At 67.6% G+C, this 14,836-nt stretch carries 14 protein-coding genes and 1 pseudogene; 7 read left to right on the forward strand and 8 right to left on the reverse strand.

Annotated elements, in window-relative coordinates:
• Positions 1 to 61: 61 nt before the first annotated feature.
• Together BMZ38_RS06115 and xerC are read left to right on the forward strand one after the other, a co-directional pair.
• Positions 62 to 748 carry a DUF484 family protein gene (locus BMZ38_RS06115; RefSeq protein ID WP_091335354.1) on the forward strand — a complete coding sequence of 229 codons (687 nt, stop codon included), beginning with the start codon at positions 62 to 64 and terminating at the stop codon, positions 746 to 748.
• Complete coding sequence (gene xerC / locus BMZ38_RS06120; RefSeq protein WP_091335674.1) at positions 745 to 1,638, forward strand: tyrosine recombinase XerC; 894 nt, start codon at positions 745 to 747, stop codon at positions 1,636 to 1,638. Before BMZ38_RS06115 ends, xerC begins: the two co-directional genes overlap by 4 nt.
• Before the next feature lie 748 nt (positions 1,639 to 2,386).
• Here xerC and BMZ38_RS06125 read toward each other — a convergent pair.
• The 3 genes and pseudogenes from BMZ38_RS06125 to BMZ38_RS18185 form a co-directional block, all read right to left on the reverse strand.
• The gene (locus tag BMZ38_RS06125) at positions 2,387 to 4,108 is read right to left on the reverse strand and encodes an outer membrane beta-barrel protein (RefSeq protein WP_091335356.1); all 1,722 of its coding nucleotides are present in this window, start codon (positions 4,106 to 4,108) and stop codon (positions 2,387 to 2,389) included.
• Positions 4,109 to 4,135: 27 nt separating this feature from the next.
• Positions 4,136 to 4,327, reverse strand: a complete 192-nt coding sequence (locus BMZ38_RS17935) for a hypothetical protein (protein ID WP_091335357.1) — start codon at positions 4,325 to 4,327, stop codon at positions 4,136 to 4,138.
• Positions 4,328 to 4,386: 59 nt separating this feature from the next.
• Positions 4,387 to 4,551 (reverse strand): annotated as a pseudogene (locus BMZ38_RS18185) (carboxypeptidase-like regulatory domain-containing protein); the annotation flags it as partial.
• Between the two features lie 566 nt (positions 4,552 to 5,117).
• Between BMZ38_RS18185 and hslV the strand changes: the two are divergent.
• The 3 genes from hslV (at position 5,118) to BMZ38_RS06145 (ending at position 7,741) form a co-directional block, all read left to right on the forward strand.
• On the forward strand, positions 5,118 to 5,684 hold the full coding sequence (gene hslV / locus BMZ38_RS06135; RefSeq protein ID WP_091335359.1) for an ATP-dependent protease subunit HslV: 567 nt from the start codon (positions 5,118 to 5,120) through the stop codon (positions 5,682 to 5,684).
• Positions 5,685 to 5,752: 68 nt separating this feature from the next.
• Positions 5,753 to 7,090 carry an ATP-dependent protease ATPase subunit HslU gene (gene hslU, locus BMZ38_RS06140; protein WP_091335360.1) on the forward strand — a complete coding sequence of 446 codons (1,338 nt, stop codon included), beginning with the start codon at positions 5,753 to 5,755 and terminating at the stop codon, positions 7,088 to 7,090.
• Between the two features lie 36 nt (positions 7,091 to 7,126).
• Complete coding sequence (locus BMZ38_RS06145) at positions 7,127 to 7,741, forward strand: hypothetical protein (RefSeq protein WP_091335362.1); 615 nt, start codon at positions 7,127 to 7,129, stop codon at positions 7,739 to 7,741.
• A 46-nt stretch (positions 7,742 to 7,787) separates the two neighbouring features.
• On the opposite strand, the gene BMZ38_RS06150 is transcribed toward BMZ38_RS06145, so the two are convergent.
• A complete protein-coding gene (locus tag BMZ38_RS06150) occupies positions 7,788 to 8,393 on the reverse strand; it encodes a cation efflux transmembrane domain-containing protein (protein WP_091335364.1) in 606 nt (201 codons plus the stop codon).
• Positions 8,394 to 8,499: 106 nt separating this feature from the next.
• Between BMZ38_RS06150 and rbsK the strand changes: the two genes are divergently transcribed.
• Entirely contained in the window at positions 8,500 to 9,390 is an 891-nt protein-coding gene (gene rbsK, locus BMZ38_RS06155; RefSeq protein ID WP_091335365.1) for a ribokinase, read from the forward strand.
• 173 nt (positions 9,391 to 9,563) lie between these two features.
• Here rbsK and mnmE read toward each other — a convergent pair whose 3' ends face one another.
• The 4 genes from mnmE to rpmH form a co-directional block, all read right to left on the reverse strand.
• On the reverse strand, positions 9,564 to 10,901 hold the full coding sequence (gene mnmE, locus BMZ38_RS06160; protein WP_091335367.1) for a tRNA uridine-5-carboxymethylaminomethyl(34) synthesis GTPase MnmE: 1,338 nt from the start codon (positions 10,899 to 10,901) through the stop codon (positions 9,564 to 9,566).
• A 92-nt stretch (positions 10,902 to 10,993) separates the two neighbouring features.
• Complete coding sequence (gene yidC / locus BMZ38_RS06165; protein WP_091335369.1) at positions 10,994 to 12,694, reverse strand: membrane protein insertase YidC; 1,701 nt, start codon at positions 12,692 to 12,694, stop codon at positions 10,994 to 10,996.
• Positions 12,695 to 12,755: 61 nt separating this feature from the next.
• Complete coding sequence (rnpA, locus tag BMZ38_RS06170; protein WP_091335370.1) at positions 12,756 to 13,136, reverse strand: ribonuclease P protein component; 381 nt, start codon at positions 13,134 to 13,136, stop codon at positions 12,756 to 12,758.
• 14 nt (positions 13,137 to 13,150) lie between these two features.
• Positions 13,151 to 13,285, reverse strand: coding sequence for a 50S ribosomal protein L34 (gene rpmH, locus BMZ38_RS06175; protein ID WP_007510029.1), 135 nt, complete (start codon positions 13,283 to 13,285; stop codon positions 13,151 to 13,153).
• Between the two features lie 183 nt (positions 13,286 to 13,468).
• On the opposite strand from rpmH, the gene dnaA reads away from it, so the two are divergent.
• Positions 13,469 to 14,800: a chromosomal replication initiator protein DnaA gene (gene dnaA, locus BMZ38_RS06180; protein WP_091335676.1), complete on the forward strand. Its 1,332-nt coding sequence runs from the start codon at positions 13,469 to 13,471 to the stop codon at positions 14,798 to 14,800.
• Positions 14,801 to 14,836: the final 36 nt, after the last annotated feature.

Below are 14,836 nucleotides of genomic sequence, written 5' to 3' on the forward strand. Positions count from 1 at the left end.
CGCCGCCGTCGCACACTCAGGCCAGGCCGATCCGCCGCCTGACGTTTCCCTAGGTCGTTCCATGTCCGACACCCTGCTCGATGAGATCCCCGGCGCCACCGCGGTGGCGGCGTACCTCAAGCGCCACCCGCACTTCCTCGCCGATTACCCCGACCTCGCCGCGCAGCTCACGCTGCCGCGCAGCGAAGGGCCGGTCGCCTCGCTGGCGATGTACCAGCTGCAGCAGCTGCGCGAGAAGAACGCCGAGCTGGAGCGCCGGCTCGCCGAACTGATCACCATCGCGGCAGAGAACGAGCGTCTGATGCAGCGCGTGCACGAGCTCAACGTGACCATGCTGCGCGCGGCCACGCCGGCGCTGGCGGCGCGCAGCGTGATCAGCCGGCTGGCCAGCGACTTCCGCATCGAGCAGGTGCGACTGCTGCTGTTCGGCCATGCCTACGGGCTGCCGCAGGCCGAGTGGCTGGTGGTCGAGCCGGGCGGTCGCGCCGCGCTGGCCGAGTTCGCCGGTTTCCAGGCGAACCACGAGCCGCTGGTCGGGCGACTTTCCGCCGAGCGGTTGTACCGCCTGTTCGGCGACCACGCCCCGGAGGTCCACTCCGCGGCGGTGATGCCGTTGGGCGAACTGGGCCTGCTGGCGCTGGGCAGTGCGGACGCCGGCCACTTCCAGCCAGGCATGGGCACGCTGTTCCTGAAGATGCTCGCCGCCACCGTGAGTGCGGCGCTGACCCGCTCGCAGGACCTGGCCTGAACGGCAGTCCGCGCGCGCAGGTCGAGGCCTGGCTTGGCCGGCTTGCCGTCGAGCGCCAGTCCTCCGCGCACACCGTCGCCGCCTACCGGCGCGACCTGGACAAGTTGCTGCGCTGGATGGAAGCGCAGGGCGTTGCCGACTTCGCCGCCCTGGGCCCGCACCGGCTGCGCGCCTTCGTCGCCGCCGAGCACCGCGCAGGGTTGTCGCCGAAGAGCCTGCAGCGGCTGCTCTCTTCCTGCCGCAGCCTGTTCCGCCAGCTCAGCCGCGAAGGCCTGCTGGCGCACGACCCGGCCGCCGGCGTGCGCGGTCCCAAGGTGCACCGCAAGCTGCCGCAGGTGCTGGATGTGGACGAGGCCAGCGCGCTGGTGGAGAGCACCGGCGACGGTACCCTGGGGCTGCGCGACCGCGCGATGCTCGAGCTGTTCTATTCCTCCGGCCTGCGCCTGTCGGAACTGACCGGCCTGCGCTGGGGCGACCTGAGCCTGGACGAGGGCGAGGTGCGCGTACTCGGCAAGGGCTCGAAAACGCGCATCGTGCCGGTGGGCAGCCATGCGGTGGCCGCGTTGCGCGCGCTCGGTCGTGCCGAGGCTATGACGCCGGCGGCGCCGGTGTTCCGTGGCCGCGCCAGCGCGGCGGTCAGTCCACGCACCGTGCAGGCGCGGCTGAAGCAGCTGGCGCTGGCGCAGGGCTTCGCCAAGCGCGTGCATCCGCACCTGCTGCGGCACACCTTCGCCAGCCACATGCTCGAGTCCTCCGGCGACCTGCGCGCGGTGCAGGAACTGCTCGGCCACGCCGACATCGCCACCACGCAGATCTACACCCACCTGGATTTCCAGCACCTGGCCAAGGTCTACGACGCGGCGCACCCGCGCGCCCGGCGCAAGGGCTGAAAAAAAACGCCACCGGGCAGGATGCGTCGGTGGCGAACGGGGAGTTGTTGAGGCGGCTTCCCTGCCGCCGTGGATTGCCGTTACAGGTCGAAGTCGTAGCGCGCGCCGAACTGGAAGTAGCGCGGCGTCTGGTAGGACAACGGCTGCTGGTAGCTCAGGTTGGGCGCGCCACTGCCGGTTTCGCCAAGCTCGTTGATGCTCATCACCGTCTGCTTGTCGAATACGTTCACGACCGTGGCGGTGAAGGCGAGCTTGTGGTCGGCGAACGCCGGCCGGTATTGCGCACCCAGGTCCAGGCGATAGGTCCACGGCAGGCGGCCCTTGCTGCCGCGCGGGGTGAGCTGGCCGCCGCAGTAGAAGTACGAGTTGCCGTAGTTGATATCCGGCGGGAAGTCGCCCGGATACACGCCGATGCAGTTCTTCGGACGGCCCGATTCGACCAGCACGTTGGCGCTGAACAGCCACTCCGGGTTGAGCTGGTAGTAGCCATAGGCGCGGACCTGGTGCGTGCGGTCGTTCGCCTCCGGCCCGTTGGAGCCGATCATCAGTTCCTTGTGGTCCCAATCCTGGGTGACCGAGGGATCGAGCGGGCCGATGTCGGACTTGAGCAGACCTTCGGAATTGCCGTAGCTGCGCGGGAAGGTGTAGTCCAGCCGGCCGAACCCGTGCTCGTCGAAGGTGTGCTCGAGGTAGGCATCGAGCGCGTAGCAGGCGCGCTTGGCCTTGGGCAGGCCGATGTCGGCGGCGCTCAGCTTGATGTCCTCGAGCGTGCCGTCGCCGTTGAGGTCGACCAGGAACCGGTTGGACTGGCCGGGGTTGATGATGTAGCAGGTCGGCGATGGATCGGGTAGGCCACGCCGTTGGCCGCGGCCCACGCCACGAACGGGCGCGAGTCGCACCAGTCGTCGATGATGCTGCGCAGTTTGCGGTAGCGAACCTTGGCCCCCCAGGTCCAGTCACTCGCCAGCTGCTTGTCGAAGCCGACGATGAACTCGTCCTGGTAGTAGGCCTTCAGGTTGCGCGCGCAGATCGAGCGCGGGTCCGGCGGCGTGCCGTCGGCACCATTGGCGTAGACGGTGTTCTCGAGCGGCGTCCAGTTCGGCGGCGTGCCGTTGGTGTTGGGCGCGCCGTCGTAGGTGCCCCACTGGGTTTCATAGAGCGAGCCCGACGCGCCGCGCACCGCCACGTTGTTGGGAATCCAGAGGTAGCGGCCGGCGTTGGCGTAGATCTTGAGGCTGGAGTCGCCCATCACGTCCCAGGTCACGCCCAGGCGCGGCGCCAGCTGGTGGCGCTGCTTGGCGAACACCTCGCCGACCGAGTTGAGGTTGGAGAACTGTTCGTTGCGCAGGCCGAGGTAGGCCAGCCAGCGGTCGGTGACCTGCCAGTGGTCTTCGAGGTACTGCGCTTCCTGCTGCACGCGCGCCTTGCCGATGGCGCGGAACACGTAGCGCTCGACGATGCCGGTGTGGCCGGGCGGTACCGGCAGGTTGCCCCGCGTCTCGATGACGCCGCTGGCCGGATTGTCGTAGTAGAACCAGCCGAACCCGCCGGAGGTGTCCGAACCGTTGAGCGACTGCACTTCATACCGATCCACGCCGGCGCGCAGGTCGTGGTCATCCAGGCGGTAGTCCAGGTTGAGGTGCCAGCCACGCGTTTCGTCATAGGCGCCCGGCGCGGCGATGCCGCTGCTGATGTTGCAACCCTGCAGACGCTGCGACGGCGGCACGCTGTCGCGGTCGTCGGCGAAGAACACGCAGTTGGAGCCGGAGGTCAGGTCGACATGGTCGGTGTGCTCCTTGCCATAAAGCGCGTCGACGGTGAGATTGTCGGTGACGTAGCCGGTGTAGTGCGCGATGTAGACCTGTCCGCCGGGCGAGGTGCCGGCGGTGCCCTGGTTCTTCTGGCTGCGCCAGCCTTTCATCGAACCCTGGATGTCGTCGACGCCGTCGTAGTTGAACTGGGTGGCGTAGGTGGAGGCGGTGTCGCTCAGCCCGGTGAATTCGAGGATGTTGCTGTCGGTGATGTTCCAGTCCACCTTGGCCAGCCAACGGTCGGTCTTGTTGGTGTTGTAGGAACGGGTGACGTTCTTGCCAAGCGAGTAGGTGTTGTTCTGCGACTTGATGGTCTCGGCCGAGCCGAAGAAAAACAGCTTGTCCTTGATCAGCGGGCCGCCGACGTAGGCGCTGTACTGGGTCTCCCACAGCTTGGCCGAGTGCTTGTCGCGGCCGGTGATCTGCTCGCCGTCGGCGGGACGGTAGGTCGGGCGCTCCGTTTCGCGCAGGCCTGCGGGCGTGTACAGCACCTGCACGCCCCCCTGCCAGCGGTTGGTGCCACGCTTGGTCACCAGGTTCACCACGTCCACCGGTGGAGCGACCGTACTCGGCCCGGAGCCGCCGGTGAACACCTGTTCCTGCTCGATCGAATTGAACGGCAGGGTGGTCGCGCCCAGGCCGGTGAGCGGATTGGTCACAGGGAAGCCGTTGACGTAGTACTGGTTCTAGGCGGCCGACGAGCCGCCCAGCGATACCGCGTTGCCGTAGCGCGAGTCGGCGTTGACCGAACCGGGAGCCAGCAGTACGGCCGCGTTGACGCTCTGCGGCAGCGGCAGGCGCTGCAGCTGCGCGGCGGTGAGCACGGTGCGCGTGTCCACCGAGGACACATCGATCGCCGGGATTGCGCTGGCGACCACGTTGATGCCGCCCAGGTTGGTCGCGTGGCCGCATCGGCCGTGCCGTCGAACGAGACATCGGTACTGCTGCCCACGTTGACCTGCACGCTGTCGCGCGTCTGCACGGTCTGTCCGCCCTGCTGCAGGGTCACGCGATAGTTGCCCACCGGCAACGCGGCGGCGCGGTAGCGCCCGTCCTGGCCGACCGGCACGTCGCGGCTGAACCCGGTGGCGGCGCTTTCGATGTGCGCACGGTCGCGCCCGGTGCCGCGTCGGCGTGACCGAAGATGGCGCCGGAGGCATTGGACTGCGCCAGCGCTGCACCGGTGCCGAGAATGCCGCCAAGCGCGAGCGCCAGGGCGCTCAGGTGCAGCGGACGGGACAGTGGTGACCTTTTCGACTTGCTACTGCTCGAGATGCTTTCGGATCTCCCCTCAGTGCCCGAACGGCGGTTGGCAAACTGCACGTGCAGTGCCACTGGCGAGGGCCGGGGCGTCGAGGAACATCTACAGTTGCTTGGATCGATCTAAATTGGAATCGTTTAAATCGATCCGAACTCCGCGCCATCGGGCGCTCCTGCGGTGTTCCGTCGATTGCTCCAATGGGTGCTGGCGCCTCGTGTTCCTGCTGGAACACCTCCCTGGGAGGCGCCGGCCCGGGGCGCATGTGCTGCGCCGGGCCCTCGCTCGAAATAGCAACTTACGGGCCGGCGCTTGTCAACCGCAGGCCCGCCGTTCTGCCTCCCTCTCCCTTGGGTTCGCCGCCGCCGCGCCCCACATCCGGTGATTCCCGCAGCCACAGGCATCAGCGCATGGAATCGTTCCACGCCACCACCATCCTCTCGGTCCGCCGTGGCGGACGCGTCGTGCTGGGTGGCGACGGCCAGGTCACTCTCGGCAACACGGTGATGAAGTCGAACGCGCGCAAGATCCGTCGGCTCGGCAAGGGCGACGTGCTTGCCGGGTTCGCCGGCGCCACCGCCGATGCCTTCACGCTGTTCGAGCTGTTCGAGCAGAAGCTGGACAAACACGGCAACAACCTCACCCGCGCAGCGGTGGAGATGGCCAAGGAATGGCGCACCGACCGCCGCTTCGGCAAGCTCGAGGCGATGCTGGCAGTGGCCGACAAGGATGCCTCGCTGCTGATCTCGGGCAACGGTGACGTGCTCGAGCCCGAGCACGGCCTGATCGCGATCGGTTCGGGTGGCCCCTACGCCCAGGCAGCCGCACTGTCGTTGCTGGAAAACACCGACATGGATGCGCGCCAGATCGTGGAAAAGGCGCTCAAGATCGCTGGCGACATCTGCATCTACACCAACCACAGCACCACCATCGAGGAGCTCGAAGCGGGAGCGGGTAACGGGCAACAGGAAACGTGAAGCCTTCCGCTCGCCCTGCCTTCGACGTTCCCGGTTTCCTGTTCCCTGTTCCCCCATCCGGCTAGCCCATGTCCGAACTTACTCCCCGCGAAATCGTCAACGAACTCGACCGCTACATCATCGGCCAGAACGACGCCAAGCGCGCCGTGGCGATCGCGCTGCGCAACCGCTGGCGGCGCATGCAGCTGGATCCGGAAATGCGCAACGAGGTGACGCCGAAGAACATCCTGATGATCGGCCCCACCGGCGTGGGCAAGACCGAGATCGCGCGGCGCCTGGCCACGCTGGCCAACGCACCGTTCGTGAAGGTCGAGGCGACCAAGTTCACCGAGGTGGGCTACGTCGGCAAGGACGTCGAATCGATCATCCGTGACCTGGCGGACGTGTCCTACAAGCTCACCCGCGAGCAGGCCGCCCGGCGCGTGCGCTCGCAGGCCGAGGACCGTGCCGAGGACCGCATCCTCGACGCGCTGCTGCCGCGCCGGCAGGCCGCCACGGACTGGTCGCACGACCTCACCGTGGCGCCCGCCGACAGCGAGACCCGGCAGAAGCTGCGCAAGCAGCTGCGCGAGGGCGCGCTGGACGACCGCGAGATCGAGCTCGACTTCGCCATGAACGTGGGCGTGGAGATCATGTCGCCGCCCGGCATGGAAGAGATGGGCCAGCAATTGCGCCAGATGTTCCAGAACATCGGCGGCGCGCGCACGCAGTCGCGCAAGCTGCCGATCAAGACCGCGCGTCCGCTGCTGGTCGACGAGGAGGCCGGCAAGCTGCTCAACGACGAGGAGGTGCGCGCCCAGGCGGTCGAGGCCGCAGAACAGAACGGCATCGTCTTCATCGATGAGATCGACAAGGTGGCGCAACGCTCCGAATGGGGCGGCGCCGGTGTCAGCCGCGAGGGCGTGCAGCGCGACCTGCTGCCGCTGGTCGAGGGCTCCACCGTGGCGACCAAGTACGGCCCGATCAAGACCGACCACATGCTGTTCATCGCCTCGGGCGCGTTCTCGCTGTCCAAGCCGTCGGACCTGATCCCTGAGTTGCAGGGCCGCTTGCCCATCCGCGTGGAGTTGTCGGCGCTGTCCATCGACGATTTCAAACGCATCCTTCGCGAGCCCCACAACGCACTCACCAAGCAGTACGTGGCACTGCTGGGCACCGAGGGCGTGGCGATCGAGTTCACCGATTCGGGCGTCGACCGTCTGGCCGAGGTCGCCTGTCAGGTAAACGAGCGCACCGAGAACATCGGTGCACGCCGCCTGCACACGGTAATGGAGCGCCTGCTTGAAAAGATCTCATTCGAGGCAGCGGACAAATCCGGCGAAAAATACCTGATCGACGCCGAACAGGTGGACAAGAACCTGGGTTCGCTGGTGAAGGACCAGGACCTCAGCCGTTACATCCTCTGAACAAGCAACACAGACCCCTCTGGTAAAATTACTGTCATGGGCAAGGTCATCGAACTCAAAACCACCGGTCAGCGGGCACAGCTGCGCGAGGCGCAGCAGGACCAGCAGCTGATCCGGCTGTGGCGCGCCGAACTCGAGCACGGCAGCTTCTGCGGCTACGTCGGCGGCGTGGGCCGCGAGTTCTTCCTGCTGTGGGTGGTCGGCGACGGCATTACCTACGACGGCATGTACGTGATGCGCCACCGTGACGTTTCCGAGCTGGAAGCACCGGACAAGCACCACGAGTTCATGGAGAAGGCACTCAAGCTCAAGCAACTGCTGCCGCGCACCCCGCGCGGGTTCCCGCTCGATTCCATCCGCGAGGTGGTGCAGGCGGCTGGTCGCATTGCGCCGGTGATCGGCGTCCACGTGGACAGCGAGGAAGAGGCCGAGGTCTGCTACATCGGCCGGCTGGTCGGCGTGGAAGAGGACGGTTTCACCCTGCAGGAAATCAGCCCCGATGCCGAATGGCTGCGCGAGGCGTCGTTCTTCGGCTGGGACGAGGTTTCCACGATCAGCATGGAAGACGGCTACGCGCAGTCCCTGCTTGCCGTGGCCGGCACCCCGCCGCCGCTGGAGCAGGGCGACTCGGGCATCGGCCGCGCGCACTGATCGGACGACGCACGGCTCGGCCGTCCCGGGTCGAACCGAGGTCTGCCTAACCTGCTTCCTTCAACGTGCGGTGCTCGTCGCGCGCGGCGTGCCAGACCTCGCGTGCCGCGTCCGCGTTCATCGCCGCAATGCCCAGGCCGACGATGACGTCCGGCCACACCGACCCGGTCCACGCCGTCAGGCCGCCAGCCAGGACAATCGCCACATTGGCGAACGCGTCGTTGCGCGCTGACAGGAACGCTGCGCGGGTGAGGCTGCCGGCATGTCGCCGGAAGCGCACCAGCAACCCTGCGCAAAACAGGTTCACGCCCAGCGCGCCCAGCCCGGTCGCCGAGAGCGGCAGGGGCGCCGGCGGGACCGGCATTTGCAGCTTTCGCCACAACGCCCCCAGGAGGGCCAGCGCAGGCAACATCAGGATCCCGGCCAGCGCCATGCCCACCCGCGCCCGTGCCCCGGGCGACCAACCGAGCGCCAGGAAGATCAGCAGGTTGACCGAGGCGTCCTCCAAGAAATCGATGCTGTCGGCGAACAGCGATACCGAACCGATGCCCAGCGCCACCGCGAACTCGACACCAAAGTAGGCCAGGTTGAGCAAGGCAACCAGCCGCACGGTGCGGTGCAGGGTGGTGGCCGGGCCGGAAAGCGGGGACATGGCCGACTCCGAGAGGGGACGCAGACATCCTTGCATGCCGACACCCGGCGCCAGGTGATGTCATTGCGCCGCTATGCTTGCCGATGACCCCAAGCAAGGAGCCCGCATGACCCGCCGCATCGTCGTCGTCGGCAGCATCAACATGGACCTGGTCACCCAGGCGCCGCGATTTCCGCAACCGGGCGAGACCTTGCTGGGCGACAGCTTCGTCAGCGTGCCGGGCGGCAAGGGCGCCAACCAGGCGGTGGCGGCAGCGCGGCTGGGCGCCGAGGTGGCGCTGGTCGGTGCGCTCGGTCGCGATGCTTTCGGTGATCGGCTGCACGCGGGACTGCTTGCCGAAGGTGTCGACCTGCAGCACGTGCAACGGCTGGAGCAGCAGGCCAGCGGTACCGCTTCGATTACCGTCGCCGCGGGCGAGAACCAGATCATCGTCGTGCCCGCCGCCAATAGCCGCGTTGCGCCGGCGCACGTGGAAGGCGCGCGCGAGGCCTTCTCGCGCGCCGATGCCGTGCTGGTGCAGATGGAAATTCCGCTGGACACGGTCGAGGCGACCCTGCGCCTGGGCCGGCGGCTGGGCGTGCCGGTGATCCTCAACCCGGCCCCGGCCCGCCCCCTCCCTGCCGAATGCCTTGCCCTGGCCCGCTACGTCACACCCAACCAGCACGAGCTGGCGACTCTGCTCGGCGCCGACCCTGGCGAGGACTTTCATGCGCTGATGCGCCAGGCGCCTGGCCCGATTGTTCTCACTCGCGGCAGCGAAGGCGCCTGGTACCGCGAGGAGGGCGACCCGGTGCACCAGCCAGGCTTTGCCGTCGAGGCGGTCGATAGCACCGGCGCAGGCGACACCTTCAACGGCGCGTTGGCGGTATTCCTGCATGAAGGCCTGCCCGCAGCGGTCCGCAAGGCCTGCGCTGCCGCCGCGCTGGCGGTCACGCGACTGGGAGCGCAACAGGGAATGCCGCGGGCGCAGGAACTGGACGCGTTCCTCGCCCGGTAGCGTGCGGCAGCCTCGCAGGCACGCTGGGGACAGTCTCGATGCTCTTGGCTCCTCCAGCGGCCGGCACGCAAGGTGTGGCGCGCCGCCACTGGATGAACCCGACCGTGGGAACCCGGTGCAACGAGCGAGCAAAGGCCGCGCAAGGCTGCTCCAGCGCAGCGTTGGCCTGGCGGCTACTTGCCGATGCAGAAGCTGCCGAAAATCGCGCCGAGCAGGTCGTCGCTGGTGTAGTTCCCGGTGATTTCCCCCAGCGCGTGCTGGGCCTGGCGCAGGTCTTCGGCAGCCAGTTCGCCGGCGCGTTCGGCGAGGGCGCAAGCGGCCTGGTCGAGGTCGCCCTGCACGCGTTCGAGCGCCTGTACGTGGCGACGGCGCGCGCTGAACGCGCCTTCTCCGCTGCCCGCACCAGCGCGGGCACCGAGCTCGGAACGCAACCGATCGAGGCCCTCGCCCGTGCGCGCGGAAACCCACAAGTGAAGCAGGCCCGCACGGGTCTCCTCGCGTGCGGGTGTGGCATCGAGGTCGATCTTGTTGACCAGCACCAGGCGCGCCACGGACGTCGGCAACCCGGCGAGCAGGACGAGGTCGGCGTCGGCATGCGCCGCGTCGGTGACCAGCAGGGCGAGGTCGGCACGCGCCAGTTCGCCGTGCGCGCGGCGCACGCCTTCGCGTTCGATCTCGTCCTCGGTGTGGCGCAGGCCCGCGGTATCGGCCAGGTCGAGTACCACGCCGTCCAGGCGTACCGTCTCCCGCAATACATCGCGGGTGGTGCCGGCGATGGGCGTGACGATGGCGCGCTCGCTCTGCGCCAGCGCGTTGAGCAGGCTGGACTTGCCGGCGTTCGGCCGGCCGACGATGGCGACCTTGAGGCCATCGGTAAGGCGCACGCCACGGCGGGTTTCGGCCAGCAGTTCGATCAACTGCGCGCGCAGCGCTTCCAGCTGGCGAGCGACGGCCGGGTCGGCGAGGAAGTCGATCTCTTCTTCGGGGAAGTCGATGGCCGCCTCGACGTGCACGCGCAACGCGATCAGCGCTTCCAGCAGCGCGTGCACGCGCTGCGAGAAGGCGCCCTCGAGCGAACGCAGCGCGGCGCGGGCGCTGGCTTCGGAGCGTGCGGCGATGAGATCGGCGACCGCCTCGGCCTGGGCCAGGTCCAGCTTGCCGTTCAGGAACGCCCGTTCGGTGAACTCGCCCGGCCGCGCCAGGCGAGCGCCGAGTGCACAGACCCGCCCCAGCAGCTGGTCGAGCAGCACTGCGCTGCCATGCCCCTGCAGTTCGAGGACGTGCTCGCCGGTGTAGGAGTTTGGTGCAGGGAAGTACAGCAGCAGGCCACGGTCGATCAGCGCGCCATCGGCATGGCGGAAGGCGGCAAGGTGCGCGTGTCGCGGCTGCGCTTCACGGCCGAGCAATGCCTGCGCGATGGCCGGCACGTGCGGTCCCGACACGCGCACCACACCGATGCCGGCGGCGCCCTGGGCGCTGGCGATCGCGGCGATGGTCTGGGTATCGGCCATGGACGAAACCTCGAGGTGCACCGCAACCGGGCAACGAGCTCGGTGCGGACAAACGAGCGAAGGGCCGGGTCAGGCCGCCCGGCGACTTGTGGTCAGGCTGCCTTCGCCTTGGCGTCGCCGTTTTCCACCTTGTGCGTGATGTACCACTGCTGGCCCAGGCTGACCATGCCGTTGACCACGTAGTACAGGCACAGGCCGGCCGGGAAGAAGGCGAACAACACCGCGAAGATCAGCGGCATGAACTTCATCATCTTCGCCTGGGTCGGATCCATGCCGGTGGCCGGCATCAGGTACTGCTGGCCGAGCATCACCAGCGTGTAGAGCGCCGGCAGCACGAAGTAGGGATCGGGTGCGGACAGGTCGTGGATCCACCCGACGAACGGCGCCTGGCGCAACTCCACGCTCTCGCGCAGCACCTCGTACAGGCCATAGAAGATCGGGATGGTGATCAGTACCGGGAAGCAGCCGGTCATCGGATTGACCTTCTCCTTCTTGTACAGCTCCATCATCGCCATCTGCATCTTCTGCTTGTCGTCGCCGTAGCGCTCCTTGAGCGCGCTCACGCGCGGCTGCAACTTGCGCATCTTGGCGCTGGAGCGGTATTGCGCGGCGGTGAGTTTCCAGGTCAGGCCCTTGATGATCAGCACCAGCAGGATGATCGCCACGCCCCAGTTGCCGCTGACCTTCTCCAGCCACGACAGGAGCGCGTGCATCGGCTGCGCGATCACGGTGAACACGCCGTAGTTGGTCGCCAGCGCCAGGCCCGGCGCAACCGTGTCGAGCGTGCTGACCAGCTTCGGCCCGATGTACAGCCGTGCACCGGTGCTCGCGCTCTGGCCCGGTGCCACGGTCATCCCGGGGCTGACCGTGCGGATGAGGTAGGTCGGGTGCTCGCCGCTGGCGTTGACGACGTCGGTGCTGTAGCTGGCCTTCTGCTGCGCCGGCGGGATCCAGGCGGCGAAGAAGTAATGCTGAAGCATGGCGGCCCAGCCGCCGGCGAAGGACTGCTGCAGCGGGTCCTTCTGGAACTTGTCGAACCTGAGCGACTGGAAATGGTCGTCCGGGCTGTACCAACCGGCGCCGAAGAAGCTGGCCGAAGACGGATCGGTCATGTTCTGCAGCCAGCTGGTATGCGCCGGCCGCGGGGCGCGTTGCAGCTGTTCGTAGGCATTGCCCTGCCATGGCGTGGCACTGGCATTGTCGATGCGCTGGTCCAGCCCGACCACGTACTGGCCGCGCTTGAGCGTATAGGTCTTGGTGACCTTGATGCCGCCCTGCTGCCAGGTCAGGTCGACCTTGAGCTCGGGCATGCCGCTGCTCAGCTCATAGTGGGCCTGCGCGGACTGGAACAGTGCGCGATGGTCCGGTGCCGGGCTGCCGGCGCTGACCAGGCCGCTCTGCGCCACGAAATAATCGCTCTGCGCGTCGTCGAGCAGGCGTACCGGCGGCGGATTGGGATGCTTGCGGGTGACCGGTTCGGCCGGATAGCCGAGCAGGTCGGCACGCACCACGCTGCCGCCGCGGGTATCGACGGTCAGGCGCAGCACGTCGTTGCTGATGGTGATCAGCTGGCCCGCCGCCGCCGTCACGGTCGGCGGAGTTCCGCTGGCGATGGCCGGCGTGGCCGCATTGCCTGCGCCCGGCACCGCGTTGTCCGCCGGCGCATTCGAGCTGGCCGCAACGACCGGAGCGTTCTGGGCCGGCACCGGCGCGTAGTCCTTCTCCCAGGCCATCCACAGCAGGTAGGCCACGGCCAGCAGGGCAAAAAGGAGAAACGTACGCGTCTGGTTCATCGCGGGGCAATTCCGGTGGCACCGCGAGCCTGAGCCGCGGAGGGACGGGAGAGAAGGGAGGTCAACACGCGATTGTGCCGGTGCCTTCGATGGGCTTCAACGGCGGCAGCCGGCGCCACAGCGCGTCGAGCTCGACCAGCAATTCGGTGCCGGGCACGCCGGCGGCCGCTTCGCGCGCCATCACGACCAGATCGATCGGCGGCAATCCATGACGGGCGCGGCGGAACGATTCGCGCACCAGCCGCTTGATCCGGTTGCGCTCGACCGCGCGCTTGGACACCCGCTTGGAAATGGCCAGGCCCAGCCGCGCGTGATCCAGGCCGTTGGGACGCCAGCGCACAGAAAAACAGCGGCCGCCGAGGCGGCCGCTGGCTTGACGCAGAGCGACGAAGTCACCGGCACGGCGAACCCGCGCGTCGCGCGGCAGGCCGGCGGCAGGCATGACTGCTGCGCCGCTTACGGGATCAGGCGCTTGCGACCCTTGGCACGACGGGCGTTGAGCACCTTGCGGCCGTCGGCGGTCGCCATGCGGGCACGGAAGCCGTGGGTGCGGGCGCGCTTGAGCTTGCTCGGCTGGAAGGTCCGCTTCATGGCTGTTGCTCCAGAAGAAAGTCGATAAAAAGGTTGGAAATTATGGTGCTTGCGTGCACGGGCTGTCAAACCGGGCCTAATGCGGCCTGTGGACATCGCTGGGGATATGCTGGGGGTTGGCTGCTAGACTTGCCGGTCCACCCTGCGCCTTCAGGCGCCCCTGCGTTGGTCAAGAACTATCCCATGAGTGATTTGTGGCGGCGCTGCCTTGAGCGTCTGGAAAGCGAGCTGAGCGCCGAGGAGCTGCACACCTGGCTGATGCCGCTGCAGGCGCGCGAGGACGCTATCGGCGTGCAGTTGTTCGCGCCCAACCCGTACACGCTGGACACGGTGCGCGAGCGTTACCTGCCGCGGATAGAGGTGGTGCTGGGGCAGCTGGCCGGGCGTGATTGCCCGGTGCGGCTGGAAGTGGGCTCCAGCGCGCCACGTGCGGCGCGGCCGGCGGTCGCAACCAAGTCCGTTGCCGTTGAAAACGCAGCCCCTGCGCCGGCGTTCCCGCACAATCTCGATCCGCACTACACCTTCGAGACATTCGTCGAGGGCAAATCCAACCAGCTGGGCAAGGCCGCCGCAATGCAGGTAGCAATGAACCCTGGCCGCGCCTACAACCCGCTGCTGCTCTACGGCGGCACCGGCCTGGGCAAGACCCACCTCATGCACGCGGCGGGCAACCTTATGCGCGAGCGCAATGCCGGTTGCAAGGTGATGTACCTGCGCTCGGAGCAGTTCGTTGGCGCGATGATCGAGGCGTTGCGCACCAAGAACATGGACCAGTTCAAGCAGCGCTTCCGCTCGGTCGATGCCCTGCTGATCGACGACATCCAGTTCTTCGCCGGCAAGGACACCACGCAGGAAGAGTTTTTCCATACCTTCAATGCGTTGTTCGAATCCAAGCAGCAGATCATCCTGACCTGCGACCGCTATCCCAAGGAAGTGGACAAGCTCGAGCCGCGCCTCAAGTCCCGCCTGGGCTGGGGCTTGTCGGTGGCGATCGAGCCCCCGGACTTCGAGACGCGCGCGGCGATCCTCTTGTCCAAGGCACAGGACAAGGGCGTGGCGGTGAGCGAAAACGTGGCGATGCTGCTGGCCAAGCGCATCCGTTCCAACGTGCGCGACCTGGAAGGGGCGCTCAACACGCTGGCGGCGCGGGCCAACTTCTATGGCAAGCCGATCACCACCGATTTCGCCGAGGAAACCCTGCGCGACCTGCTGGCGACCCACGCGCAGGCGGTGACGGTGCCCAACATCCAGAAGATCACCGCCGAGTACTTCAACGTGCGCCTGCAGGATCTTCTGTCCAAGCGGCGCGTGCGTTCGCTGGCCAGGCCGCGGCAGATCGCCATGGCGCTGTCGAAGGAACTGACCGAGCACAGCCTGCCGGAGATCGGCGAGGCCTTCGGTGGCCGCGACCACACGACGGTGCTGCATGCCTGTCGCACCATCCGCAAGCTGTGCGAAACCGATGCCCGCATGCGGCAGGACTGGGAGCAGCTGATCCGCGTGCTGACCGGCTGACGCTCCGGGTGGAACCGCTTGAAAAGCGGCTTGCCA

Source organism: Frateuria terrea (assembly GCF_900115705.1).
Classification (GTDB): domain Bacteria; phylum Pseudomonadota; class Gammaproteobacteria; order Xanthomonadales; family Rhodanobacteraceae; genus Frateuria_A; species Frateuria_A terrea.

Coding starts and splice junctions, on each gene's coding strand:
- BMZ38_RS06115 (WP_091335354.1), top strand. CDS start 62: ATGTCCGACACCCTGCTCGATGAGATCCCCGGCGCCACCGCGGTGGCG.
- hslV (WP_091335359.1), top strand. CDS start 5,118: ATGGAATCGTTCCACGCCACCACCATCCTCTCGGTCCGCCGTGGCGGA.
- hslU (WP_091335360.1), top strand. CDS start 5,753: ATGTCCGAACTTACTCCCCGCGAAATCGTCAACGAACTCGACCGCTAC.
- BMZ38_RS06145 (WP_091335362.1), top strand. CDS start 7,127: ATGGGCAAGGTCATCGAACTCAAAACCACCGGTCAGCGGGCACAGCTG.
- BMZ38_RS06150 (WP_091335364.1), bottom strand. CDS start 8,393: ATGTCCCCGCTTTCCGGCCCGGCCACCACCCTGCACCGCACCGTGCGG.
- rbsK (WP_091335365.1), top strand. CDS start 8,500: ATGACCCGCCGCATCGTCGTCGTCGGCAGCATCAACATGGACCTGGTC.
- mnmE (WP_091335367.1), bottom strand. CDS start 10,901: ATGGCCGATACCCAGACCATCGCCGCGATCGCCAGCGCCCAGGGCGCC.
- yidC (WP_091335369.1), bottom strand. CDS start 12,694: ATGAACCAGACGCGTACGTTTCTCCTTTTTGCCCTGCTGGCCGTGGCC.
- rnpA (WP_091335370.1), bottom strand. CDS start 13,136: ATGCCTGCCGCCGGCCTGCCGCGCGACGCGCGGGTTCGCCGTGCCGGT.
- rpmH (WP_007510029.1), bottom strand. CDS start 13,285: ATGAAGCGGACCTTCCAGCCGAGCAAGCTCAAGCGCGCCCGCACCCAC.
- dnaA (WP_091335676.1), top strand. CDS start 13,469: ATGAGTGATTTGTGGCGGCGCTGCCTTGAGCGTCTGGAAAGCGAGCTG.